This window comes from Paenibacillus sp. RC67, from assembly GCF_030020805.1.
In the GTDB taxonomy this organism is placed as follows: domain Bacteria; phylum Bacillota; class Bacilli; order Paenibacillales; family NBRC-103111; genus Paenibacillus_S.
In genome coordinates this window covers 7,628,429-7,650,826 of sequence record NZ_CP125098.1, presented here as the reverse complement: position 1 = coordinate 7,650,826, position 22,398 = coordinate 7,628,429, and the positions used below count along the sequence as shown (strand labels likewise).

22 protein-coding genes, 1 pseudogene and 1 riboswitch are annotated in these 22,398 nt (G+C 48.6%); of the genes and pseudogenes, 9 read left to right on the top strand and 14 right to left on the bottom strand.

Annotation, left to right across the window (positions count from 1 at the left end):
* Nucleotides 1-12 precede the first annotated feature (12 nt).
* Nucleotides 13-306 (top strand): hypothetical protein, encoded by a 294-nt coding sequence (locus QMA13_RS34815; RefSeq protein WP_282938284.1) that lies wholly within the window; start codon nucleotides 13-15, stop codon nucleotides 304-306.
* Nucleotides 307-354: 48 nt separating this feature from the next.
* On the top strand, nucleotides 355-663 hold the full coding sequence (locus QMA13_RS34810) for a 4a-hydroxytetrahydrobiopterin dehydratase (protein WP_282938282.1): 309 nt from the start codon (nucleotides 355-357) through the stop codon (nucleotides 661-663).
* Here QMA13_RS34810 and QMA13_RS34805 read toward each other — a convergent pair.
* The gene (locus tag QMA13_RS34805; RefSeq protein ID WP_282938281.1) at nucleotides 658-1,155 is read right to left on the bottom strand and encodes a GNAT family N-acetyltransferase; all 498 of its coding nucleotides are present in this window, start codon (nucleotides 1,153-1,155) and stop codon (nucleotides 658-660) included. The two genes, QMA13_RS34810 and QMA13_RS34805, sit on opposite strands and share 6 nt — an antisense overlap.
* A gap of 166 nt (nucleotides 1,156-1,321) precedes the next feature.
* On the opposite strand from QMA13_RS34805, the gene QMA13_RS34800 reads away from it, so the two are divergent.
* Nucleotides 1,322-2,167 (top strand): sulfurtransferase, encoded by an 846-nt coding sequence (locus QMA13_RS34800; protein WP_282938279.1) that lies wholly within the window; start codon nucleotides 1,322-1,324, stop codon nucleotides 2,165-2,167.
* A 92-nt stretch (nucleotides 2,168-2,259) separates the two neighbouring features.
* Here the strand turns inward: QMA13_RS34800 and QMA13_RS34795 are convergent, their stop codons facing one another.
* The gene (locus tag QMA13_RS34795; protein ID WP_282938277.1) at nucleotides 2,260-3,285 is read right to left on the bottom strand and encodes a LacI family DNA-binding transcriptional regulator; all 1,026 of its coding nucleotides are present in this window, start codon (nucleotides 3,283-3,285) and stop codon (nucleotides 2,260-2,262) included.
* 283 nt (nucleotides 3,286-3,568) lie between these two features.
* Here QMA13_RS34795 and QMA13_RS34790 point away from each other — a divergent pair, with 283 nt between their 5' ends.
* Both QMA13_RS34790 and QMA13_RS34785 read left to right on the top strand, forming a co-directional pair.
* Nucleotides 3,569-4,624 (top strand): 2,3-butanediol dehydrogenase, encoded by a 1,056-nt coding sequence (locus QMA13_RS34790; protein WP_282938276.1) that lies wholly within the window; start codon nucleotides 3,569-3,571, stop codon nucleotides 4,622-4,624.
* Nucleotides 4,625-4,816: 192 nt separating this feature from the next.
* Nucleotides 4,817-5,392, top strand: coding sequence for a dihydrofolate reductase family protein (locus QMA13_RS34785; protein ID WP_282938274.1), 576 nt, complete (start codon nucleotides 4,817-4,819; stop codon nucleotides 5,390-5,392).
* A gap of 192 nt (nucleotides 5,393-5,584) precedes the next feature.
* Here QMA13_RS34785 and QMA13_RS34780 read toward each other — a convergent pair whose 3' ends face one another.
* The gene (locus QMA13_RS34780; protein ID WP_282943686.1) at nucleotides 5,585-6,349 is read right to left on the bottom strand and encodes an exodeoxyribonuclease III; all 765 of its coding nucleotides are present in this window, start codon (nucleotides 6,347-6,349) and stop codon (nucleotides 5,585-5,587) included.
* A gap of 207 nt (nucleotides 6,350-6,556) precedes the next feature.
* On the opposite strand from QMA13_RS34780, the pseudogene QMA13_RS34775 reads away from it, so the two are divergent.
* Nucleotides 6,557-7,524: pseudogene (locus tag QMA13_RS34775) on the top strand (quinone oxidoreductase family protein).
* A 150-nt stretch (nucleotides 7,525-7,674) separates the two neighbouring features.
* On the opposite strand, the gene QMA13_RS34770 reads toward QMA13_RS34775, so the two are convergent.
* Entirely contained in the window at nucleotides 7,675-8,670 is a 996-nt protein-coding gene (locus QMA13_RS34770) for a quinone oxidoreductase family protein (protein WP_282938272.1), read from the bottom strand.
* 97 nt (nucleotides 8,671-8,767) lie between these two features.
* Between QMA13_RS34770 and QMA13_RS34765 the strand changes: the two genes are divergently transcribed.
* On the top strand, nucleotides 8,768-9,373 hold the full coding sequence (locus QMA13_RS34765; protein ID WP_282938270.1) for a helix-turn-helix domain-containing protein: 606 nt from the start codon (nucleotides 8,768-8,770) through the stop codon (nucleotides 9,371-9,373).
* A 105-nt stretch (nucleotides 9,374-9,478) separates the two neighbouring features.
* On the opposite strand, the gene QMA13_RS34760 is transcribed toward QMA13_RS34765, so the two are convergent.
* On the bottom strand, nucleotides 9,479-10,045 hold the full coding sequence (locus QMA13_RS34760; RefSeq protein WP_282938268.1) for a DoxX family membrane protein: 567 nt from the start codon (nucleotides 10,043-10,045) through the stop codon (nucleotides 9,479-9,481).
* Nucleotides 10,046-10,288: 243 nt separating this feature from the next.
* Here QMA13_RS34760 and QMA13_RS34755 point away from each other — a divergent pair, with 243 nt between their 5' ends.
* Complete coding sequence (locus QMA13_RS34755) at nucleotides 10,289-10,828, top strand: NADPH-dependent FMN reductase (protein ID WP_282938266.1); 540 nt, start codon at nucleotides 10,289-10,291, stop codon at nucleotides 10,826-10,828.
* A gap of 54 nt (nucleotides 10,829-10,882) precedes the next feature.
* On the opposite strand, the gene QMA13_RS34750 is transcribed toward QMA13_RS34755, so the two are convergent.
* From QMA13_RS34750 to QMA13_RS34735, 4 genes are all read right to left on the bottom strand, one after another.
* Nucleotides 10,883-12,253: a cryptochrome/photolyase family protein gene (locus QMA13_RS34750; protein ID WP_282938264.1), complete on the bottom strand. Its 1,371-nt coding sequence runs from the start codon at nucleotides 12,251-12,253 to the stop codon at nucleotides 10,883-10,885.
* 178 nt (nucleotides 12,254-12,431) lie between these two features.
* Nucleotides 12,432-12,902 carry a C40 family peptidase gene (locus tag QMA13_RS34745; protein ID WP_282938262.1) on the bottom strand — a complete coding sequence of 157 codons (471 nt, stop codon included), beginning with the start codon at nucleotides 12,900-12,902 and terminating at the stop codon, nucleotides 12,432-12,434.
* A gap of 5 nt (nucleotides 12,903-12,907) precedes the next feature.
* A riboswitch (cyclic di-AMP (ydaO/yuaA leader) is annotated at nucleotides 12,908-13,046 on the bottom strand.
* 433 nt (nucleotides 13,047-13,479) lie between these two features.
* Nucleotides 13,480-14,295, bottom strand: coding sequence for a hypothetical protein (locus tag QMA13_RS34740; protein ID WP_282938261.1), 816 nt, complete (start codon nucleotides 14,293-14,295; stop codon nucleotides 13,480-13,482).
* A 15-nt stretch (nucleotides 14,296-14,310) separates the two neighbouring features.
* Complete coding sequence (locus QMA13_RS34735; protein ID WP_282938260.1) at nucleotides 14,311-16,482, bottom strand: M1 family metallopeptidase; 2,172 nt, start codon at nucleotides 16,480-16,482, stop codon at nucleotides 14,311-14,313.
* A 214-nt stretch (nucleotides 16,483-16,696) separates the two neighbouring features.
* Here QMA13_RS34735 and QMA13_RS34730 point away from each other — a divergent pair, with 214 nt between their 5' ends.
* Nucleotides 16,697-17,212 (top strand): YwhD family protein, encoded by a 516-nt coding sequence (locus QMA13_RS34730; protein WP_282938259.1) that lies wholly within the window; start codon nucleotides 16,697-16,699, stop codon nucleotides 17,210-17,212.
* Nucleotides 17,213-17,351: 139 nt separating this feature from the next.
* Here the strand turns inward: QMA13_RS34730 and QMA13_RS34725 are convergent, their stop codons facing one another.
* The 5 genes from QMA13_RS34725 to QMA13_RS34705 all read right to left on the bottom strand — a co-directional run bounded on the left by QMA13_RS34725 (nucleotide 17,352) and on the right by QMA13_RS34705 (nucleotide 22,293).
* Nucleotides 17,352-18,092, bottom strand: a complete 741-nt coding sequence (locus tag QMA13_RS34725; RefSeq protein ID WP_282938257.1) for a metallophosphoesterase family protein — start codon at nucleotides 18,090-18,092, stop codon at nucleotides 17,352-17,354.
* A 26-nt stretch (nucleotides 18,093-18,118) separates the two neighbouring features.
* Complete coding sequence (locus QMA13_RS34720) at nucleotides 18,119-18,676, bottom strand: GNAT family N-acetyltransferase (RefSeq protein ID WP_282938255.1); 558 nt, start codon at nucleotides 18,674-18,676, stop codon at nucleotides 18,119-18,121.
* Nucleotides 18,677-18,701: 25 nt separating this feature from the next.
* Nucleotides 18,702-19,376, bottom strand: a complete 675-nt coding sequence (locus QMA13_RS34715) for a SanA/YdcF family protein (protein WP_282938254.1) — start codon at nucleotides 19,374-19,376, stop codon at nucleotides 18,702-18,704.
* A gap of 121 nt (nucleotides 19,377-19,497) precedes the next feature.
* The gene (locus QMA13_RS34710; RefSeq protein ID WP_282938252.1) at nucleotides 19,498-20,037 is read right to left on the bottom strand and encodes a hypothetical protein; all 540 of its coding nucleotides are present in this window, start codon (nucleotides 20,035-20,037) and stop codon (nucleotides 19,498-19,500) included.
* Nucleotides 20,038-20,217: 180 nt separating this feature from the next.
* On the bottom strand, nucleotides 20,218-22,293 hold the full coding sequence (locus QMA13_RS34705) for a transglycosylase domain-containing protein (protein WP_481858074.1): 2,076 nt from the start codon (nucleotides 22,291-22,293) through the stop codon (nucleotides 20,218-20,220).
* Nucleotides 22,294-22,398 lie beyond the last annotated feature (105 nt).

Here is a 22,398-nt window from a genome sequence, read left to right as displayed (position 1 = left end):
GACTGACGTTACATGGGAATTAAATTCGCCCGTGAATATAATGACATTATTGACGACTTTACCCAAGCTTTACACAGTATCGACGAATGTTATGCTTTTTTGGAGATGACACCGGACGACTGGAACGAGTTGGACAGCGAGGAGCAGCAGGAATGTATGAAAACGTTGGCTGACGATCTGTTCTATGGTTTAGGTACGGAGCCTAAAATGCGTGTAGGCAGCTGTATGGTCAACCACGACAGAGAAAAGCATGTCATTGTCATTTACCATGAAGGCAAGCTGATCAGCGTGGTCTATTTGGTCTAATGGATCTGCTTCTTTACGGTCAAGTGACAAGGGAGGGGAGTGTCCCTTATGAATTGGGTTAAGATGACAGAGGAGGAAATCGCTGTTAAGCTGGAACAGGCGGTTGGCTGGAGCAGGGAAGATGGCAAATGGATCGTCAAAACGTTCCGTTTTGCGGCTTATATGGATGGAATTCAATTCGTGCAGGAAATCGCTCGCATATCGGAGCAGGAATTGAATCATCATCCGCTGATTGCCATCGACTACAAGCTCGTTAGGCTGCGCCTGACCTCCTGGCGAGCAGGAGGCTTGACAGACCTGGATTTTGAGGCAGCCTCCCGTTATGATGCTGTTTTTGACCGGAATCAGGATTTATAGTAAAACTGCGGGACTTTTCCAGACCATACAGTGGAACATTTCCATACCGGTGGGAGTCATCCGCTCGTAGGTGTCGGTTTGGACAAACCCGGCTTTTTCATACACGCGGTAAGCGCGTATATTCCATATGAGCACCTCCAAATCAATTTCGTTGGAAGGTGCTTTTCGTTTGGCCTCAGCCACAATCGCTCGAACGAAATCAACCCCGTATCCTTGTCCGCAGAAATCTGGGCGCATCCCGAGTCCAAGGCGTGTGACTCCGACTAAGGGAAATAGTTGAGCAAACCCTGCGAGCAAACCGTCCGAATCGATGACTGCGCGGTACTGCTCCTCCCGGAGTGTAGCATCAGCGAACTCTTCTTGTTCCGCCACCATCTGCTCCCAAGGCCGCCAGTTATAGATATCATAAGGCACAGGGTAGTTCCAGGTACATATTTCCCGACAATGCTCTTCTGTTAAGGGAATGATACGAAAATTGGATGCCGTGTGCAAGGCGCACTCAACTCCTTTTCCAATAATTTTCCATACTCCATTGTACAGAGTAGGGACTCTTTTGTCGACCTGCTGTGATTTTGATTATTTCCACATTTTGTTCATCTGCCATTCCGTTGTATACTAGAAGAAAACATTTATCTTCAGCAAAGGAAGTGAACTTTCGATGCAGCATATTGTAACTCAGGAATGGTTATTTGAGCACGGAACCGATGAACATATCGTTATTGTAGACTGCCGATTCTTATTGGGCATGGGCAACTCCGATGCTGGTCGCAAAGCTTATGAGCAGGATCATATTCCAGGCGCCGTTTATATCGATTTGGAGAAGGATATGTCCGCAACAATTACCGAGCATGGCGGACGTCACCCGCTGCCGGATATGGAGCGTTTTGCCCAAGTAGTTGGAGCAACCGGTATCAGCAAGGAATCAACGGTTATTGCTTACGACGACCAGGGTGGGGCGATGGCCTCGCGTTTTTGGTGGATGCTTCAATATGCAGGGCATACGCAAGTTTTCCTGTTAGACGGAGGGTACGCCAAATGGAAGGCAGCAGGCTATCCGGTAACAGACGAACCTCCTGCGGTGCACGAGGCCGTGTTTGTGCCAAAGCTGCAAAGCTCTATGCTGGTCAGTATGGAGGAAGTGAAGGAGCGTATAGGACGGCCGGGAACCGTATTGATCGATTCTCGCGAAGAGCGCAGATATCTTGGCTTGGAAGAAGCCATTGATCCAGTGGCGGGACATATTCCTTCTGCAAAAAACTACTTCTGGAAGCAAAGTCTGAATGAAGAGGGCAGTTGGAAGGACGCGACAGCGCTGCGCGAGCAGTTCGCGGAGTTGCAAAATGCCGATGAAATTATCGTCTATTGCGGATCTGGTGTAACAGCTTGTCCTAATGTGCTGGCGCTTAAGGAAGCGGGATTAGGAAATGTGAAGCTTTATTCGGGCAGTTGGAGCGATTGGGTGTCATACGAGGATAATCCGGTGGCGACAGGAAAAGAGGATTAGGTTTTTTTAATATGAGTTTAAGGGCTGCACCAGGTTGAGGAAAGACCTGGTGCAGCCCTCTTTAGGTTATTTCTGCAAAGTGCTTGCTAGTGTCAGTTCTTGGCATATTGATTCATTTTAACACTGGATTCCCTAACAATGAGCCGAGGCTCGAATTCCACACGTTCATACCCGGATGTGTTTGGATATTGAATACGTTTAAGCAGCAGCTCCGCTGCAAGTCTTCCTACTTCGCTGCCCATAATGGAAACCGAGGTAATCTGAGGTGTCGTGACCGTCGCCCACAGATTGTTATCGATACCTGCAATCGCTACATCCTCCGGCACTCGCACTCCAAGCTCCTTGAGCCGATTCACGATGCCAATGGCAACCATGTCGTTCACGGCGTAGATGGCATCTGGCATATGCTTTAAGCTGTAAAAATAGTTTGCTGCCTGACGGCCCGTTTCGAATGAAAAATCTTCCCCAAAATAGACAAGGGACGGGTCCACGTGGCTGAGCGACTGTTCATAAGCGAAATAACGCTCTTCAATCTTTTGCTTTGGTGCCCCTGCATAAGCGATTCTACTGCGTCCAATCTGCAGTAGATGCTCCATTACAAGCTTGCCCTCCTGGCGAGCCATGCCGACAATATCTGCATTGAGCTCCTCACTCATTTTTTTACCGTAGTTAATGACAGATACAGGGATGCCTGCTTGATTAATCATAGGCTCCAATTGCTTAGGGTATGCCAAAGGCATTATAACAAGCCCGTCCACATGTAGCTGATCCAGCTCCCGCAGCGTCTCCAACTCAAGCATTGCATTCCCCAGTGTGTTAATTTGTACAACTCTATATCCGTGCTGCTTGGCAGCCTGCTCGACCGACCAGGCAATGTCCGGAATAATCGCATTCCGAATATCTGGAACAGCCAGCGCAATCTGGCGGGTTTGGCGAATTTTCAGGCTTTGGGCCGAAGTATTAGGGGTAAATCCCATCTCTTCAACGACCTGCAGTATCTTAGCCTTCGTCTTGGCGCTGATGCCTTTGCTATTGTTAAGTGCGCGGGAAACGGTTGCTATCCCGACACCGGCTTGTTTCGCCACATCCTCAATCGTCAGCTTTTTATTGTTCACCATAAGTGAATGGTCCTTTCGTTACGGAATCGTTTCCACACTTATTCCGCTAACTCCTATTTATATTCTTATTATAACATAGCACGTCTCCCGCATAACGAGATGTCGCATAAAAACGAGAAAGAACCCAGTTTTCCGGCAAAAAAGCCCGCTGAAGCAACTACTTGTCAATTGACAGTTTGACGATATTGTGACATGATAGGTACCGGAAACGTTTCCTATTATTATTATTAATATGGGAAATCATATCAATTATTATCTTAATTCCTACAGGGAGATGACTAATATGCAAGCGTTAAGATGGCATGGTGTGAAGGACTTGCGTGTAGAAACGATTGAGGAGCCGACCCCCAAAAAAGGGCAGGTAAAAATAAGAATCGAAGCATGCGGCATTTGTGGAAGCGATCTGCATGAATATGCTGCAGGTCCTATTTTCATTCCTGAGGGAACACCCCATCCGCTGACGAATGAAAAAGCACCTATCGTAATGGGGCATGAATTTTCCGGTCAGATCGTAGAGGTTGGTCAAGAAGTAACCCGATTCCAGGTCGGCGACCGCGTCGTGGTTGAGCCTGTATTTTCATGCGGAACATGTGAATCTTGTAAGCATGGCAAATACAACCTTTGCGATAAAATGGGCTTCCTGGGCCTTGCCGGGGGAGGCGGAGGTTTCTCGGAGTATGTAGCGGCAGATGAGCATATGGTTCACAAAATTCCGGACAGCCTCTCCTATGAGCAGGGTGCATTGGTCGAGCCGTCAGCTGTTGTGCTGTACGCCGTTCGTTCGAGCCAGCTGAAAGTAGGCGATCGTGCGGTTGTTTTCGGTACAGGTCCTATTGGCCTGCTTCTCATTGAAGCTTTGAAAGCTTCCGGAGCATCCAAAATCTATGCTGTTGAGCTGTCAGAAGAGCGTCGAAATAAAGCTGTAGAGCTGGGTGCTATTGGTCTGAATCCAGCCGATACGGATGTTGTAGCAGAAATCCAACGCCTCACTAATGGCGGAGCTGACGTATGCTATGAAGTGACCGGCGTACCTGCCGTATTGAACCAAGCTATTGCTTCGACTAAAATGAGCGGTCAAATTATGATTGTCAGCATTTTTGAGCGAGAGGCATCCATCCACCCTAACCAAATTGTATTGAAAGAACGCAATATTGCCGGCATCATCGGCTACCGCGATGTTTTCCCTGCGGTCATCAGCCTGATGCAGCAAGGCTATTTCCCGGCAGACAAGCTGGTGACTAAGCGGATTGAGCTTTCCAATATTGTAGAGGAAGGCTTCGAGACACTTATCAAAGAGAAAAGCCAGATCAAAATTATTGTTACTCCAAAGAGCAAATAATACACTTGGATAGCAATATGAACTCATTCATGGAGTAGGACAAGAAGCCGTTTAATAAGCGGTTTAAGGGCTGTGACAGGCTGCCGGGAGGCACTTATCACAGCCTTTTTTGGCATTGTGTTTTATAATCAATATAAAACTTATAATAATGTTGGGAGCAAAAACTAACCTAAGGGAGGAATAAGAATAAGTATGAACTCAATAAAGGAAGATCAAGGAGAGAGCCAGTCTAGAAAGGTTGTGGCAGGACTTTTTCTCTCGTTGGATGGCGTAGTGGACTCCCCTGAAAGCTCGCCCCATAAATGGACGAATCAAGAAATAATGGAGCGGATAGCGGTTGGTGTAGCTCAAGCAGACACGGTATTGGTTGGTTCGCACACCTACTCACTTTTGGCTCAGTATTGGCAGCTTCAAAGCAACGATATCCCGATGGCTAACTTCTTGAATAACTCTCCCAAATATGTGGTGTCCCATACTTTGGATAGGCTCGAGTGGCAGCCTGCTATCTTGATTAAGGGAGGTCTATTTGAGGAGCTTGCGAAGCTTAAGCTGAGTCCCGGCAAAAACATTCAGATCCCTGGCAGCCCAACCTTGGTACGTTCGCTGCTGCGTGAGGGGCTGTTGGATGAGCTCACCCTTAATATTTGTCCGGTCGTAGTGGGCTCAGGTACAAGGCTATTTGACGATTTGAAGCAAGTAAATCTCAAGCTAGTGGACTCGAAGGCTTACAGTAATGGAGTAGTTGGCGTAACCTATCGGCCAGTGTGATCTTTGGGTGACAGGGAGGGAGGTGAAGAGTCCAGAGGTGAAGTCGGGTGTAAGGTTGGAGGCTTGTGCTCAAGATTTGCGGGACAGTCGATTCGAAAGGCTGGAGATAGGTATGTTCAATACTAGAGAGAATCGTATGAGCTTATAGAGCACTTAATAAAAGCGAGCTGTAAGCTCATACGGTTCCTTCTCTTATTCACTAATTTCTGAAACCGTTAGAATCACCGGGCAATGATCACTGCCGATTATTTCCGTATCAATTTGTGCATCGGCTAGAAAGGGACTCAGTCTGGACGAAGCAAGGAAATAATCAATTCGCCACCCCACGTTCCGTTCCCTCACCTTAGGCATGTAGGACCACCAGCTATACATATCCGTCCGCTCAGGATAGAAATGTCGGAAAGTATCAACAAATCCAGCGCCCAGCAGCTGAGTCATTTTGTCCCGTTCTTCCGGAGTGAAGCCGGAGTTGTTCTGATTCGATTTTGGATTCTTTAAGTCAATTTCTTGATGGGCAACGTTCAGATCCCCGCAAACAATGACAGGCTTATTAGAGTCCAACTGTTGAAGGTAAGTGCGAAATCTTTCCTCCCACTCCAGCCTGTACTCCAATCTGGACAGGTCACGCCGAGCATTAGGAGTATATACATTGACGAGATAAAAAGCTTCGAACTCCAGCGTAATGATCCTTCCTTCGTACTCTTGATCCTCTTCAATGCCATATCGTACGGAAAGCGGCTTTATTTTGGTGAAGACGGCCGTCCCGGAATAACCTTTTTTAATAGCATGATTCCAGTATTGATGGTACGAGCCTTCCAACTCCAAGCTGATTTGCCCTTCCTGAAGCTTTGTTTCCTGTACACAAAAAATATCTGCTTCGCATTGCTTGAAGTAGTCATAAAATCCTTTGTTCACACAAGCCCGTAGGCCATTGACGTTCCAGGATACCAGTTTCATCATCTATCTCCTTACAGCTTTCTAGTCATCTTTTTCAGTGTATCATAGATTCCTAGTTCTTAGGACGGTTTGTAAAGATTGTCATGTAGGGAGAAAAAGATGGTTTAAACCAAATAATCGATGATGAATGATTTGTTGCTCGAAGAAGAGTATAGTAATGATTCACGAATCTTTATAACATCCTGATAACTTCCGAGGTGGCTCAACATGAAAGCATTAATATTTGAACAGTTTGGCGGACCAGAGGTTCTCCGCTATACGGAGGTGCCGGCGCCGCAGTTAATACCTTCAACGATTCTGGTAAGGATGAAAGCAGTAGGATTGAATTTTGCGGATATTTACCGTAGACGGGGCAACTATCATTTAGCGGGGGAGCCGCCGTACATCCTTGGTTATGAAGGTGCAGGGGTTGTAGAACAGGTAGCACCGGGTGTAACGCAGCTCAAACCGGGGGATCGTATTGCCTTTGCCGATGTGCCTTATGCGAATGCAGAGCTAGTGCAGGTGCCAATCGAGAAAGCCATTCCTTTGCCGGAAGACATAAGCTTTGAAACGGCCGCTTCCGTCCTGCTGCAGGGGATGACGGCACATTATTTAACCCGGGACAGCTACAGACTGCAGCCTGGCGACGAAGTATTGGTCCATGCCGCCGCTGGAGGTGTAGGCCAGCTTCTCATTCAGCTTGCCAAGCTGAATGGCTCGAGAGTGCTCGGGCTCACCTCATCGCCGGCCAAACGCGAGATTGCCCTAGAGGCAGGAGCCGATGAGGTGCTGCTCTACGACAGCAACTGGGTGCAGACGGCCAAGCGCTGGTCTTCCGAAGGAAGAGGACTTACGGTCGCCTATGATTCGATCGGCTCTACGCTAATGGACAGCTTTGAATCGGTTAGGACGAAAGGTACTGTTGTTTTCTTCGGTATGGCAGGGGGGATCCAGCTTTTGTCGACCCTCGGATGCTAATGGATACCTCCAAAACGCTAACAGGCGGAGATTTGTGGAATCATGTAACGACGCTGGCGGACAGGGTACGCCGAGCCAATGATTTATTTGCCTGGATTCGTGAAGGGCGCATCAGACTGGAGCCATCTAAGATCTTTCCGTTAAGTGAAGGGGCAGATGCGCACAGGCTGCTGGAGAGCCGGCAAAGCACCGGAAAGATCATTTTGATTCCGTAGAGCTCGAGCTGATGGGCTAATGGATCGACTTAATAAATAGTAAAACTTAAGCCATCCCCTAAGGATGGTTTAAGTCTGTTGAGAAACCTGTTTTCCGGGGAATACGCTATATAGGCAAGTAGGGTATGCCTCCCTCAGAGCTGATTATAGTTAAGGGATAAGCACCATTCGACCGGAATTCATACGCTGATCAAAACGAGCGTGTGCCTGAGCGGCTTCCGCCATCGAGTAGACTTCCGTAGGGATCCTCATTTTTCCTTCTTTAATCCATTCTGTCAGGAGCTGCATGAATTCAGGCCAAAATTGACGATATGGCATTCCATTGGTCCGGGTAATGAATAAGGAGCCTTTTTCCTGAAGAGTCATCAGATCAACTGGAGGGATGAAGCCGCTAGCTTGACCGTAAATAATCAAATAGCCGCCAAGCCCGAGGCTGTCGAGGTTGGCTTCGAATGTATCTTTTCCGACTCCGTCGTAAACGACATGAACTCCACGCCCTTCTGTGATCTTTCTTGCTTCTTGTGCAATATCTGCTTTGCTTGAAATAATCACTTCATCCGCTCCATACTGACGGGCAATGTCGCCTTTTTCTTCTGTTGAGGTTACTCCTATAACACGCCCGCCCCGCAGTTTAGCCATCTGAACCAATAGAACCCCTAAGCCTCCAGCGGCGGCTTGAATCAGGCACCAGTCGCCCGGATGAATGGGGTAAGCCTTGTGAGTGAAAACATAGGCCAGAAACCCTTGCGTGATGCCGGCAGCCGATTGATTCCAATCGAGCTCGTCTGGAATCCGCATGACTCGGTCAGCCTTGGTCACCGTATGAGTCGCATAGGTACCGGTTCCACCGAAGCACAATACCCGGTCTCCCGTTTTTAGATGAGTTGGACAGCCGGGTCCAAGCATCTCCACTTCGCCTACCCCTTGACTACCAAGTGTTAATGGAAGCTCGGATACTAGCCCGCCTTGATTCTTATAAAAGGGTTGGTTGACCAGCTCGCCGCGGCGATGTTGAACATCAAGAAAATTAATCGAGGCAGCGTGAATACGAACAAGCACTTCATCAGGCCCTGGAGTCAAAGGGGAAATATCTTCAAATTGCATGAGTTCTGGACCGCCATAGGTATGAATTCGGACGGCTTTCATAGGAATCACTCCTCAAGTACATATATTGTTTCTTGGAAACAATAATAACAAAGGAATGGAATGGATGTCAATATTGTTTCGAGGAAACTTTATTTTAATGTTAGTTGCTGTTATACTGAAGAAAAAATTGCAGTCCAAGGGTGACTTTATGGGAAACAGCCGTTATTTTACAGAGGAAGCCAACAAGGGGAAGTTGATTACACAAGTTATGGAGCTAGTCGAGCAAATCGGCAAGCGTATACAAGCGGAGGATGACGAGGAGCATCGCTGGCTTCTTCAGCATTGCACCAATTTGGCATTACAAAAGCTTTTGAAGGATATGACCGTGATGGAGCTTCATGTCGTCGATGCGGTTGGACGTTTGGAGCCTGTAAATGGGATTACCATCTCCAAGACCTTCGGTATTCCTAAAGGAAGTGTGTCCAAAATCACGCGCAGGCTGATGGGAAGGAAGCTAATTCAATCCGAGTTTTTGCCTAATAATAAAAAAGAAATTTTGTTTGTTACAACTCCTCTCGGAAAAGAGCTTTTCGAGCTGCATCATGCGATGCACCAACAAATAGAACGCAACGCGATACAGTTTCTTCAAAAATATGAAAGTGAAGAATTAGCGCTTGTCAGTCGCATTCTTAAAGATTCTCTTGAAACGTCCTGGGTGAATTCGGAACCGCGTGTGCATGATGACAGGGAGGAAGCAGAATAACAGAATACAGCTGATGATGGGAATAACGATTCTTTCAGAGACCAAGAGTCCCGCCTCATGAGATGGAGACGGGACTTCATTTGTAGAGAAACCTATGTTTATAGCTTATAGCGGCGTTGTCTTGAAGCTATCGGAAGACGGTTTACGTCCCCAAGGTGTTCCGAGAAATGGCAGTGCCCAACGATCCAGCCCGTACCAGCCTGCATTTTTCCAAGCAAGCACCAGCCATGTGGCCAGAATAAACAGGATCGGATTCGTGCTCAACGTTCCCGCGAATAAGAAGCTGGCGTTCATGATGCCGCCGAAGAAGGCGGCAATTCCTGTTAACAATCCTAAGATTAGACCAAGGCCTACCAGCAGCTCGCCAAAAGCGACGAAGAACCCGAAAACTTTAGCATTGGGCAATACGATATTTTCCAGAAAGCCCGCGTACCAGCTCGTTACGTCCTTACCTGCCTCCGCTTTAGCCAAGGCTCCCTTAATGAACCCTTGCAGAGCGGTTCCTGCTTTATCCCCGGTCCATGCAGGGTTAGTCACTTTACCCCAACCCGATGTAACCCATGTGTAGCCAACATATAGCCGGATGATTAACCATATCCAACCTGCTCTTGTACTGCTGAATAAAAAGTGGGATACGGGATTTTCGGGTATCATGATTTCATTTTTACTCATAGAACCAACCTCCTTAATAGGTGAAAAGCAATTTCAAACTGTGGAATATATTGGATGGCCTTATTGTAACGTGTGCTCGTAGTTTTATATGTGATTATAATCACAATATTCCTTATCTGGAGTTATTTTCACAAAAATAGATCTAAAGAGTAAGAAGCCGGATGTGGTTTGGGAGTGTTAAGGATTTCATTCCACTGTCGTTGTATAATGGTAGTTATTTAAGATAAGGAAGGGTGAAGCGGGATGAGAATCGCAGCGGTATCTGGCAGCTTACGCAAGGTTTCCTCCAATACGAAATTGCTGCAGGCAGCTGCAGCTTTGGCAGCAGAGGGAATGGAGATACAGCTATTCGAAGGGATAGGGGAGCTTCCGCATTTTAATCCTGATCTGGATGGGGACGAGCCGCCAGCTTCGGTTATCGAGTGGCGGAAGTCGCTTCAGGAGGCCGATGGAGTGATTCTTTGTACCCCTGAATATGCGAACGGTGTTCCAGGGGTTTTGAAGAACGCTTTAGATTGGATTGTGTCCTCAGGGGAGTTTCTGGATAAACCGACGGCTATTATTAGCGCCTCGCCATTGGCTACAGGTGGGAAGGTTGCACATGCATCATTGGTATTGACCCTTCAGATGATGACGGCAAAATTGTTTGATGGTGGGCAGCTAAGCATTCCGTTGATATACAAAAAACTGAACGAGCAGGGGGAATTTACGGACGAGGCAACGGTGGAGGAAATAAAGGCGCTGCTGCAAGCGCTGGCTAAGGCTGTAAAGAGTCGGGGATAACATTCATCGAGGGAGTGCGGCGCTCAATAGATTAAGAGCAGCCTGGTGGCCGCTCTATTCGTTCTTCAATATCGTTCGGTAGACGTCGATGGCCTGCGCCCTCGACGTTTTTAAATCTACGATGGCATGGGGCTGAGGAAGGTGGATCGCTTGATTGGACAAAGAGGCCAGCTCGGGCAGCCATCTTCGGATATAGTTACCTTCCGGATCATGCGTTTGCGACTGCGTCACGGGATTCATAATACGGAAGTAAGGAGCCGCGTCGAAGCCGAGCGAGGCGCACCAAAGCCAACCTCCGCGATTCAATGTATTATCGTAGTCGGCCAGCTTACAGCGGAAATAATGCTCTCCATAAGTAAAGGGGCAGAGCAAATTTTTGGTGAGAAACATGGCGGTGATCATCCTCAGACGATTAGGCATCCAGCCTGTCGCATTCAGCTCAGTCATAGCTGCGTCCACAATGGGGATACCGGTCCGCGCCTCACACCATGCTTGAAAATGATGGCTATCCAGCTTAGAAAGATCGTAACGCATCTCGTATCGGAAAAAGTCGGCGTCGAACCGTGCTTGGTAAATATAAAAATCGCGCCAAGCAAGCTGGCGCAGCCAGGCCTCGCGTTGCGGGTACTCAAGCAGCGCTTCGTATACGGCGCGCACAGACAAGGCGCCGACGTTCAAGTGGCGGCTGAGCCGACTTGTCGCTTCGTCCGCGTAGCGGTCGCGCCCGTCGGCGTAGCCGCCGAGTCGCTCCGCGAGGAAGCCGCCCAGCACGCGGTACGGATCGATCGCTGCCGCGCCCGATCCGCCTCCGTGCGCGGCTTCCACGTCGTCGGCAAGGCACGCCGCGAGCTCGGGCGGCAGCGCATAGGCGTCGGCTGCGCCCTCAGCGAGCTCCGCTTGGGCGAGCTCCCGCACATGCGCGGCGAACGCCGGCCGGTAGAAGTGGAGCAAGTACTCGCTCCACTTCCGGTAAAACGGCGTGAACATCTTGTACGGCTCGCTGCGGCCGCTCCAGCGCTGGAAGTCGCGCGGGTCCGCAAGCGACTGCTCGCCGAACGCGGTGACGGCCACGCCTGCCTCATGAGCGGCTTCGCGCAGCTCACGGTCCCGATGCGTCGCATAAGGCGTGTAGTCCTCGTGGAACACGAGCTCCTCCACCGAATGCGACGACAGCAGCCCGCTCACCACCTTGGTGGGCTCGCCGTACAGCACGTGCAGCCTTCGGCCCGCTGCACGGTATAGCCGCTGCAGCCGCGCTACATGCTGCAGGAAGTTCTTGCCGCTGTGCTCGCGGTATCGTTCATGCTTCAGTATGAACGGGTCGAGGATCAGCACATGCAAGCTCGGCTTGCGCCGTTCGCTTATATAATCAAATGCGGGGAGGTCGTCCACCCGCAGATCCTTGCGGTGCACAAACAGAATCATGGGTTACATCCCCCTCCATCTGGATACAATTGGAACCTTAATGAAAACGTTTCATTTGCAACCTTTTAGGTTAAACATTCGTATAGAAGAAAGAGAGCCCTGCAGGTTGGTCCGAACGCTGGAGACGTTGCGGATCAAACGCTGAGGGCTTCAAAAAGAAAGTTCAAATAAAATGTTTCTATTTGTTGTCGGTCATCAGTTGTTGGAACTGGTCGTCCGACAGAATGCGTTTCGCAGTGACAAAGCGTTTCGTATAGTACGAGTCGCTAAGCTTAGTCACTGTCACACCTTGGTTCGTGGCGGAGTGGTAGAACTTTCCGTCACCAACAAAAATACCTACATGCGAGATTCCTTTGCCATCCGTGTTATAGAACACGAGATCGCCTGGGCGAAGCTCATCTTGGGACACTGTTGTACCGATTCCTGCTTGTCCTTTAGACGTATGAGGCAAATCGATATCGAATTTTGCGAAGACGAAGGAAGTGTAGCCAGAGCAATCGAAGCCTTTGGCAGTAGTGCCTGCCCATTTGTAAGGAGCTCCCAGCTCTTCGTTCACGGCTTGACTTAGCGGCGTTTCCGCAAAAGCGCTTCCTACTTGAATGCTGCAAAACAGTGCCACAGAAACGGCAAAACCTAAAAACTTTTTCAAAGGAAATTTTCCCCTTCCGGTGCCTACGAGGTTAGCTTAAGGGTTCGGTTGAAGGCTCCCTATGATCACTCTGTTGCGAGATCAATTCACCCGGGTTTTGGATCCCCCGTTTTCCATTGCGTGGAAATTCGGCAATATGTACGTTTTTTTGTTACGACTACAAGAATTCGATCAAAAATGCCTTTTTCCTCCTGCTGTCAAAAAAAATTCACAATTATAAAGGTTATTTTGATATTTTTTTTATTTTTTCACGAAAATTAGAAAATGCAAAGGTTTTCATTGATGCATTTTGACCTCTATGTAGTTTGTGATCGTTAATATAAATACATAATTCGACAAATTCATGATTCGTTTGACATTTGTTTTTGCTTTGAAATCCAGCATTACTTTCTGTAGTGGATCCGCTCTCGGATGAGTGCTATTGACTTTATGGAAAAAATCTGTTATCTGACATGGGATGGAAAGATATAAAGCAGAAATATAATCAATCACGCAAAGAAAACCGTCGCAGCTTCCAATGGAAGTGGACGGTTTTCTTTGTAATGGATGGCATGAAGATGTGGGCAATCTAGTAAGGTTACTCGCTTTTGGCGCTCCATAAGGCGTATTGGGTTGTAATCTCCCACATTTTGCAGAACATATGAACGAAGCGGTAGGCTTGGAAGCCGAGAAGAGCGAGGAACCCGGCCCAGATCATGGTGGAAGTCATAACCGCAGCTGTAATGAGCAGGCCGATCAGCATGACAATGATAGCGAGCAGGAGCACCGGCAGAACGTTCCGCAGCAATATCGAAACTGAGAAAAATGGAGATTTGCCGGATACTTTCCCGAATTGCAGGTACATGAATAAGGTTTGCAGGATGAACATATAGGCGAGATAGGCGCCCAATAACGGCAGTATGTCCTGTGCAGCCCCGTAGAGGGTAACCTGCTTTCCGTATAGTTGGGTCGCTTTGGGGACCAGCCAATACAGTGGTCCAAGCTGTAGAGCCATCTGTGCAAGGTAGTAGCCGAAGAAGGGCAGTGCCAGCTTCCGCATACCTTGAACGAAGCGATAGCCTGCATTTAATTCGGTATGCTTGAGAGAATAGTACACGCCTGCATTCAGCAGTGGAGTGAGCAGCATGCGCGCGAGCAGCAGCCCGATCCCCCAGCCGATGTAGGAATGAAGCAGATCGGTCTTCGTGATTTGGAAGTGTCCCTCCACCCAGAACAGCTGCACCGCTTCACGGGACAGCTCTTTGCCTGGATAGCGGCGGAGCAGGGGAAAGACTATGGAATGAATCATATCGAATAGTGCCAATCCCCATAGCAAATTGTAAATAAATAGCGTACATACCGTAAAAGGTTGGTTCCAGGCTAGGGTCCAGCCGTTTTTTATTATTTTCAACATTGGAGCTTATTCACCTCACCACGCGACCCAGCCGAACAAGGTCTCGATTAATTTGACGACACCCACATTCCAACGAATCGACAGCTTGCTGTCCACGTCGGTTTTCATAAAGCTGTTGATTCGTTTGTTTTCCAGCACGATGGAATGTTGTGGATCAATAGAGGCATAATCCAAAGGTGCTGTATGGTTCAGCTTGAACTGGACGTCGGAATCGATTCCATCCCAAGTTTTATCGATTTGTGAGCCGTCAGCGAAGTGGAAGCGAATAGGAACCGTTGGATAGGTGCCGCCAAGCTTTTGGATTCGCACCAAATTTTCATACAAGGGCTGTCCGTCCTGGACAATGCTTTTGGTTTGAATGCCGGTAACGGAATAGTCGACCATCAGTCCGTTATAAATATATTGATCGAAGAAACCCGCCCAGCTGGTTTTGGTCACATCCTCCAGTACCTTTTGGAAATCGGAAGTTGTTGGGTGCTTGAATTTCCACCGCTGGAAATACGTCTTCATCACACGGTCCATCGTATCGCGGCCTATTTGCTGTTCAATCGATTTAAGCACCAGCTTGGCCCGAATATAAACATTTTCCGCATATTCACTATGGCCCCGGTAGCTCCACGAATCCTGCTTGAGCGCTTCGGGAGAGGTCATATAGCTGGATTCAACGAGCAGATTCGGTTTGACGCCGTATTCTAGCTCCATCAGCTTATCTTCAGCGTAGGAGGTAAAGCCTTCGTCCAGCCAAGCTTCCTCGAACTCGTTGTTAGCGACCATGCCATACCAGAATTGATGCCCGATCTCGTGAACGATGACTCGTTCTAGCTCCAAGTCCGGCTGATCGTCAGCTGCACCCCATCCAGTAACAAGGGTCGGATATTCCATCCCGCCTGCTCCGTTTCCATTTTCCGGAGGAATGACGATCGACAGGGTGGAGTAAGGATAGGTGCCATACCATTGGGAGAACCTTGCTAAAGCCTTTTTCGCCGCAGTCATATAACGGCTCTTGAGTGCTTCGTGTTTAGGATCGAGATACAGCTTGATGCGGACTCCTGGTATTTGTTGTGTCGCGTAGGGTTCTTCATAATAAATGAAGTTAGGGGAAGCCGCCCAGGCGAAATCATGCACATCATCTGAATAGAAGGAGTACGTTTTTGTTTTCCCGTCATCGGCCGGCGGTTTCGTAGGAAAGCCAGTAGCTGCTACAGTGTAGCTTGTAGGCACCTTAATGCGAACATCGAAAATACCGAAATCCGCATAAAATTCCGAGTTGCCATGGTATTGGTGCAAATTCCAGCCCTCGGCTTTACGGCCTCTTGTACCGGCGGGTTCATAAACGGCGATTTTGGGGAACCACTGTCCGGCCATAACGAAGTCGTCGGCATACCCCATTCTGGCGAATACAGCGGGGAGTTGGACAGAGAATAGGGTCTTCAGCGTGATTCGTTCTCCCGGATGGATCGCTTTGGGCAGCGTGATTTTCATTAAGGTGCGATCGTCCTTGTTTCCGTCATCCGGCTGAACATATTCCATTTTGGAGACGAGCTCCTCGCCTTCCATGGTTTTGATGCTGCTAATGTCCATGCTGCCGGTATTGTTGTCTTTGCTTTTGTCTTCACGCAGCTTGCCGCCGGATTCTTTCATGAACGTTGTTTTTTTGGAGTTGAATGCGTTGGGATACAAATGGAAGTAAAGCTCTTGTACCGGCTGATTGCCCGGATTTTGCCAGGTCATTGTTTGCGTGCCGGCAATCTGCTTCTTCTGAGCATCGAGCTCCACATTCATATGGTACTCAACAATGCGAGAGCTGAGCGGCTGTGGAGCTGGCTTCTCGATAGGCTTGGCCGGCAGACTGGGAGGCGCTGGAGTCGTCGGCTCGTTCATTCGTGCGGACACAGGCTTGGCCAGCGGCTGCAGCTGAAGTCCCAGCGAGGAACCGTCTGCTTGAGACAGATCAAATTGATACGACTGAAAGTCGGGCTCTCCCTTCAAGGATGAGGAGGTCATGGGGACGGGATTCGGTGCCAGCGAGCCCAATAGTTCCGCACCCTCTCGCAGGTCGGCTAGAGAGAAAGGAATTTGCGCCGGAAGGCTGCCAACCGGCAGGGCTTGGCTTGCAAATGTTGCTCCGCTGGTAAGGACAACTAGAAGACACCATTGCGCGAGTCGGTTGCCGATAATATTTTTCATCTATTTTCACCCCGTTGACAAGCATCTACAGCATGTATATGTTTGTGGGACGAGGATTATTTCTGCTGTTTGCAAAAGAAATTTTTACGGCTTTCCTAGGCTTGTAAACTGTCATTTCAATATTTTTTCGTTTTTAGTGGAAATGGGAGGGTCATTTTAGCTAAAATAAGAAAGAACGAGTAACGATATCTTATAAAAATGGATGGTGCCATTAATGGATATAAATAAAGACCAAGCGGCGGAAAAGCCGAAGAAGTTAAATTCTCTTAATATCGTAAGCGGCAAAGTGGAGCATCGCGGCTTCGGCGCAGGATCCATCGATCTTAGTCAACTATCCAGCGTCATTATTGATGGCGACGAGGCTTATCTGGATATGGGTGCCTTGCATGCGAAGAGCAAGGTGGAGAAGGGGATCAAATTCTCTACGAATAAAGAAGATGTACCAAACGGACGTACGTGCTGGATCGTGTGGGTTGCGGCAGACCGTAGAGAAACCGGCTCCTATTATGCCGGCGTTACGTCCTGCGAAATGTCGGTTGATCCTGAGGCGAGACGTGGGTGGAAAATATTAGCCGAGCATGTCAATCGGATGGATTCTGCTTTAAAACGCCGTATTTTGCTGGAAAACTTAGGCGATCGGGAGAAAGCTGCTTTAAGAAAATTGCTGATGGAGCACAACCCTGAAATGTGGGAAAACTCCGACGATACGCTGAAGGAAGCGCTGGCATAAAAATATGTACATTATGTGACTTCCATTGAATAAGTCCGTGAGAACGATGTATACTAATGCTCAGTATATGCAACATATACTAGGACAGCAAAAAGGCAGACCTCGGTCTGCCTTTTTGTGTTGGAAAAAATGGATGCAATTAATCCTTCAAGCCTCGGTATCGTCCCGTGCGAAGCTCGCGGCTGTAAGGTTCAAGAAGTGGTATGTTTTCTTGCTCCGCCAACCGAACGGCAAGCTCAATATCGTAAGGAACACGCACAAGCTGGATGGAAAAGGCTGCAGGAACAGGACTGTCAAGATGCCCTTCCAATATGGCATAGGAGGCTTGCGGTATATCGAGAGGATTGCCTACGCTGCCTGTGTTGAACAGCGTTCTTCCACGCAGATTTTGAGAATAGGCGTTGTGTATGTCCCCATAACCAACGACATCAGGCAGGTCAGAGCCGTTCGGCTCCCCCGTCTTATCGGTATTTTGGAACATGGTGAGTCTGCTCTCCAACGAATCCCACGGCTGAATTCGCGTATATACACTGAAGGGTGAAGCGTGAAATAACCTAATCTTTTTGCCGCTCATTATAAAATCGTATGAAAACGGGAGGTTCTCGAGCCACTGGAGACGCTGTTCTCCAAGCCGACGCTGATGCCACAGAAGGACCTCATCCTGACTTGGTTTGGTCAAAAGATGGTCCCAGTTGCCCATGACAACGACAGGACACAGTTCCTTGATTTTATCGACAGCTTCGGCTGGTTGAGGGCCTGTGCCGACCAAATCTCCCAAACAGTAAATGGCCGTAACTCCTCGTTGCCGTATGTCCTCAAGCACTGCATCGAGAGCCGGAATATTGCCGTGAATATCGGATATGACAGCTATTTTTTGCACTATGCAGCCCTCCTGGCTACCTGAAATTAAGGAAGATAATGATGCCGTTCCTCACAGGTGATTGCATAAATATTATGATCCTCCCATACACCATGAATATGCAGGTAGTTTCGTGCTAAGCCCTCGTAACGGAACCCGGCTTTCTCCAGAACGCGGATGGAAGGAAGATTACGGGGCATTACTGCTCCTTGTACGCGATGCAGCTTCAAGTGAGTGAATGCACACTGTACAGCAAGCTGTACTGCTTCTGTTGTATAGCCTTTGCCTGTATGCCCTTTATCTAAATAATACCCAATATTGGCGTTTTGCCATGGTCCCCGAAATACTGAGGAGAGGTTGACGCGACCGATCATCTGCTCGCTTTCATTAATAAAGATCCCGAAGCTGTAGCTTGTATCGTTTTGTGCGCTAACAAGGCTCGTACGAATTTGTTCCTCCTGGAATGCGAGTGTGAAATGGTCGTCAGGCCGGATCGGCTCGAAGGGGCGGTGGTATTCCCGATTCTCTACCCGAAGCCGGAGCATGGCTTCTGCATCGGATAAAGCCAGAGGGCGAATATGAACTTCTGTTGCATGTAGTTTCATAGGTTTACCTTTCCTGCTGCTTTGGCTATGGTTTGCCGTCCGAAGTCAACCTTCCGTCAGAGGAATTCACCGGGATGGACTCGCCCAAATACGTCGGCTTTGGTTTCAATAAATGAACGTAAACAAAGTCTTTATTCCTCGCGAGCACCTCGCGCATCTCATAGCGGGGCATGCCCGCGTATTGCTGCTTATCCGAGGCAACGCCGTAAGCGTCTAACCCCATTTGGCGTGCGGTATAGACCGCGCGCATCAAGTGATACTGCTGAGTGACGATAACGATTTTATGTGCTTTGAAAATATCTTTAGCTCTGTACAAGCTTTCATACGTACTGAATCCGGCATGATCCATAAATATGTTTTGGGGCGCTACATTCCGCTGTTCCAAGTAACGCCGCATCGTATTCACTTCGTCGTAGTCTGTCTGCCCATGATCGCCACTGACAATGAACCGATCCGATTTTCCTGCAGCTCTCAGCTCTAAGCCAACATCCAGCCGATCTCCGAGCATGCTGGACACCGAGTCGTTCGGATACACTCTCGCGCCCAGAACGAGAATAGCCTCAGCCTGAGGAGCGTCTGCGACGCTGACGATGTAAGGGGATGCTGCGGATTTTACAATACTGTTAATAAGGAATAAGCAGAGCAGTGGGGCTGTGATCAGAAGGATGACCCCGAGAAGCATCCGTTTTAGCTTCATCATTTCCCAACCTTATCTATGGCAAATAAGTTCTCATATAACCCCATTGGAAAGTTTAACTTGTTTATCATATAACGCAAAAGCATGTGCAAAAGTTTCTGACTTCAGACTAACATATACCGTATCATTCAGAGGAGGGTAATAAAGTTAGGAGCTTGCTTTGTAGCGGCTTCGGCAGCGGCTCTTGCAAAAGCTGATGAATTCGCTCGTGATTGGCGCCATGTGCTTGAAGGTAGGCGAATAATTTAAACGCCTTGTCTTGGCGATTCATCAATGAATAAGCGACGGCCCATATTTCAGGGCTTCCCATGGGGATTTGCTCCCATACTGCGGCGGAGTGAGATGGGAGCCGGCATAATCCGGCCTCCGAATAAATAGCGAAGCTGCCGATCAGATCGATAGGCAGCGTATTATGAAGAATTGAAATTCGATAGCTGCTTGCAAAAGGATAATCCCCGCTAAGAGCTTGGGTCCAGTGAATTCCTTGCAGAGCGTTAACCACAGCCTCAATGGGTGCGTCGGTTGTTATGTCCCAATCCCGAACTTGCTCTGTGAGGCCCAGACTGTATAAAAGACCGCTTCCGCCAGAAGCATAATGAATATTTGCGTCCTTCAGGCGATTTGTAACGGTGCTTACTGCGGTGAGGGAGAACGGATGGTTCATGCGTGACCTCCTATGAAGATTTCAGATTGCATCACATGGATGAACTTTGATTCGTTCGATAACTTCTTTGTAATCGTCGCAGGATGTCTACACAGTATAGCATAATTACCGTGTAATTATATGGAAAACGCACTGTGGAAAACATCAAAAGCCGCACCGTATTGATGCGGCTTACTTTGATTAATCGTTCCACCAACGTTTCAAATCTTCCCACCACGTGCCGTTGCCCTTCGGTTTGATTGGTTTCGTAGGTTCCTTCTTCTGTTCCGTGCAGTAGCTGGTGGGTTCTGTTCCTTGGACGAAGGCCTCCATCCTCGAGTTCGGACAATCGTCGTTAGCCAGTTTCCCTGTCACCGGATCAATATATACGTTCGCCACTCCTTCGGGTATCGCAAACAGCTTCGGCGGTACCGATTCGAGCGCACGCTCTGTGAACTCTGCAAAGATAGGGGCGGCCAGATGCGATTCAACTGCATTGATGTTCCGGTCCTTATCATAGCCGACCCAGACGGCTGTAGACAGCTCCGGCGTATAGCCGACCAGCCAGGCGTCCGTATTGGTTGTACCCGTTTTGCCGGCAACAGGCCGCTTCAGCACGGAGGAGACGCGGTTACCGGTACCGCCCGTCTCGAACACGCCCTCCATGAGCTGTGTCATCACGTAGGTGTAAGCCGGAGGGATAACGGTTTCCTTAGCCGGATTAGCTTGATACATAATCCTGCCGTAGCTGTCCTCAATTCGAGTAATTACGGTAGGCTCCACCCTAACGCCTTGATTGGCAAAAATACCGAACGCGGACGCCATCTCATACGGACTGACCGGAAACGTGCCTAGCGCTAGCGAGGGAAGAGGCTTCATAGGGCTGTTGATGCCCATTTTCCGTGCCATGGCAATGACGTTCTCTGGACCTACATCAAGAATGGTATGGACGGCAAAAATATTGTCTGACTTCGCGATCGCCTGCCTGAGATCGATCCAGTCGAAATATTTATTATTGAAGTTGCTTGGCGTGTAAGTCTGTTTTCCGCTGTCGTAGCTGAACGTCGTAGGCTCGCTCTTAAAACGGGTTATCGCAGTATACTGCTTCTGCTGAAGCGCGGTTACATACATAATCGGTTTGAAGGATGACCCTGGCTGCCGAGTGTTGGATAATGCCCGGTTATATTGATTTTCACTGTAATTGCGGCCGCCGACCATAGCCTTAACGTAGCCGTTACGAGGATCTATGGCTACCAGGGCAGCCTGCATCTCAACATAGGGCTCCAATTGGGAGGTTACAGCTTCTTCAGCCACTCTTTGTGTATTCATATCGAGCGTTGTATAGATTTTCAAGCCTCCGTCATCGAATTGATCCTCGGTGATGCCAAGCTGCTCTGTAGCCACGCTGCGTACATAATCACGGAAGTAACCTGCAATCGCCGGTTTACGTGGCATAAGCGGCAGTATCGTCAACTGTTCCTTGGCCGCTTGATCGGCCTGTCCTTGATTGATGATGCCTGCTGTCACCATCGTTTGGAGCACGGTCTCCTGCCGATCCCTTGCGCTCTTCATATCGTAGTAGGGCGAATAATAACGCGGGCCTTTCGGAATGCCGGCCAGCATCGCGCTTTCCCCAAGCGTCAAATCTTTGGCGTCTTTGCCAAAAAACAGCTTGGATGCCGCTTGAATGCCATAAGTGGAATGCCCGTAATAAATTTGATTCAAATATTCATCCAGTATTTCATCTTTGGTCATGTGAAGCTCCATTTGTACGGCATAGTACGTTTCCTTCAGCTTTCTTGACCATGTGCGCTCGTGGGACAAATACAAGTTCCGGGCCAATTGCTGCGTAATCGTACCGGCCCCTTGCACCTTGGCCATATGTTGAAGGTTAACGACAGCTGCGCGAGCGATTCCTCGGATATCAAAGCCGTAGTGATTGTAGAAATTACGGTCCTCGATGGCCAGAGTCGCTTCTACCAAATAAGGCGAAATATCCTCAATAGCAACCTCCTGCCTGTTTTTTCCGCCGTTCAAGGTTTCCAACACTTCACCATGCATATCGTACATTTCGGTCGACGGTCCCATTTTCGAAACGGGCAAGGCTTGCGAACGCATATATAAGAGCAGGATGAAGATGACGGCCGTACTCAAAAGAAGTGTGGAGAAAACGAGTGAAGTAGCCGATTTAAGCTTCCGGAACCAACGGAATTCGTCTTGGTCTGCCGGGTTGTTTTTTTGCGCGTCGGACACGATCATCCATCCTTTCGTTATCATGTTTAGAGTGTCTCTACATTCCATTATGGAAAAACATAGAAACCCCTATTCAAAGAATGAACGATCTACGTTAATTTTTTTAAACATTGTGAATTTAGCCCTGTT

What these genes read in the sequence shown, in the direction of transcription:
- QMA13_RS34750 (WP_282938264.1), bottom strand. Translation starts at nt 12,253, where the DNA reads ATGATTCTGTTTGTGCACCGCAAGGATCTGCGGGTGGACGACCTCCCC.
- QMA13_RS34810 (WP_282938282.1), top strand. Translation starts at nt 355, where the DNA reads ATGAATTGGGTTAAGATGACAGAGGAGGAAATCGCTGTTAAGCTGGAA.
- QMA13_RS34755 (WP_282938266.1), top strand. Translation starts at nt 10,289, where the DNA reads ATGAGAATCGCAGCGGTATCTGGCAGCTTACGCAAGGTTTCCTCCAAT.
- QMA13_RS34785 (WP_282938274.1), top strand. Translation starts at nt 4,817, where the DNA reads ATGAACTCAATAAAGGAAGATCAAGGAGAGAGCCAGTCTAGAAAGGTT.
- QMA13_RS34770 (WP_282938272.1), bottom strand. Translation starts at nt 8,670, where the DNA reads ATGAAAGCCGTCCGAATTCATACCTATGGCGGTCCAGAACTCATGCAA.
- QMA13_RS34710 (WP_282938252.1), bottom strand. Translation starts at nt 20,037, where the DNA reads ATGAACCATCCGTTCTCCCTCACCGCAGTAAGCACCGTTACAAATCGC.
- QMA13_RS34705 (WP_481858074.1), bottom strand. Translation starts at nt 22,293, where the DNA reads ATGATAACGAAAGGATGGATGATCGTGTCCGACGCGCAAAAAAACAAC.
- QMA13_RS34740 (WP_282938261.1), bottom strand. Translation starts at nt 14,295, where the DNA reads ATGTTGAAAATAATAAAAAACGGCTGGACCCTAGCCTGGAACCAACCT.
- QMA13_RS34780 (WP_282943686.1), bottom strand. Translation starts at nt 6,349, where the DNA reads ATGAAACTGGTATCCTGGAACGTCAATGGCCTACGGGCTTGTGTGAAC.
- QMA13_RS34790 (WP_282938276.1), top strand. Translation starts at nt 3,569, where the DNA reads ATGCAAGCGTTAAGATGGCATGGTGTGAAGGACTTGCGTGTAGAAACG.
- QMA13_RS34715 (WP_282938254.1), bottom strand. Translation starts at nt 19,376, where the DNA reads ATGATGAAGCTAAAACGGATGCTTCTCGGGGTCATCCTTCTGATCACA.
- QMA13_RS34765 (WP_282938270.1), top strand. Translation starts at nt 8,768, where the DNA reads ATGTTAGTTGCTGTTATACTGAAGAAAAAATTGCAGTCCAAGGGTGAC.
- QMA13_RS34720 (WP_282938255.1), bottom strand. Translation starts at nt 18,676, where the DNA reads ATGAAACTACATGCAACAGAAGTTCATATTCGCCCTCTGGCTTTATCC.
- QMA13_RS34800 (WP_282938279.1), top strand. Translation starts at nt 1,322, where the DNA reads ATGCAGCATATTGTAACTCAGGAATGGTTATTTGAGCACGGAACCGAT.
- QMA13_RS34730 (WP_282938259.1), top strand. Translation starts at nt 16,697, where the DNA reads ATGGATATAAATAAAGACCAAGCGGCGGAAAAGCCGAAGAAGTTAAAT.
- QMA13_RS34735 (WP_282938260.1), bottom strand. Translation starts at nt 16,482, where the DNA reads ATGAAAAATATTATCGGCAACCGACTCGCGCAATGGTGTCTTCTAGTT.
- QMA13_RS34815 (WP_282938284.1), top strand. Translation starts at nt 13, where the DNA reads ATGGGAATTAAATTCGCCCGTGAATATAATGACATTATTGACGACTTT.
- QMA13_RS34760 (WP_282938268.1), bottom strand. Translation starts at nt 10,045, where the DNA reads ATGAGTAAAAATGAAATCATGATACCCGAAAATCCCGTATCCCACTTT.
- QMA13_RS34795 (WP_282938277.1), bottom strand. Translation starts at nt 3,285, where the DNA reads ATGGTGAACAATAAAAAGCTGACGATTGAGGATGTGGCGAAACAAGCC.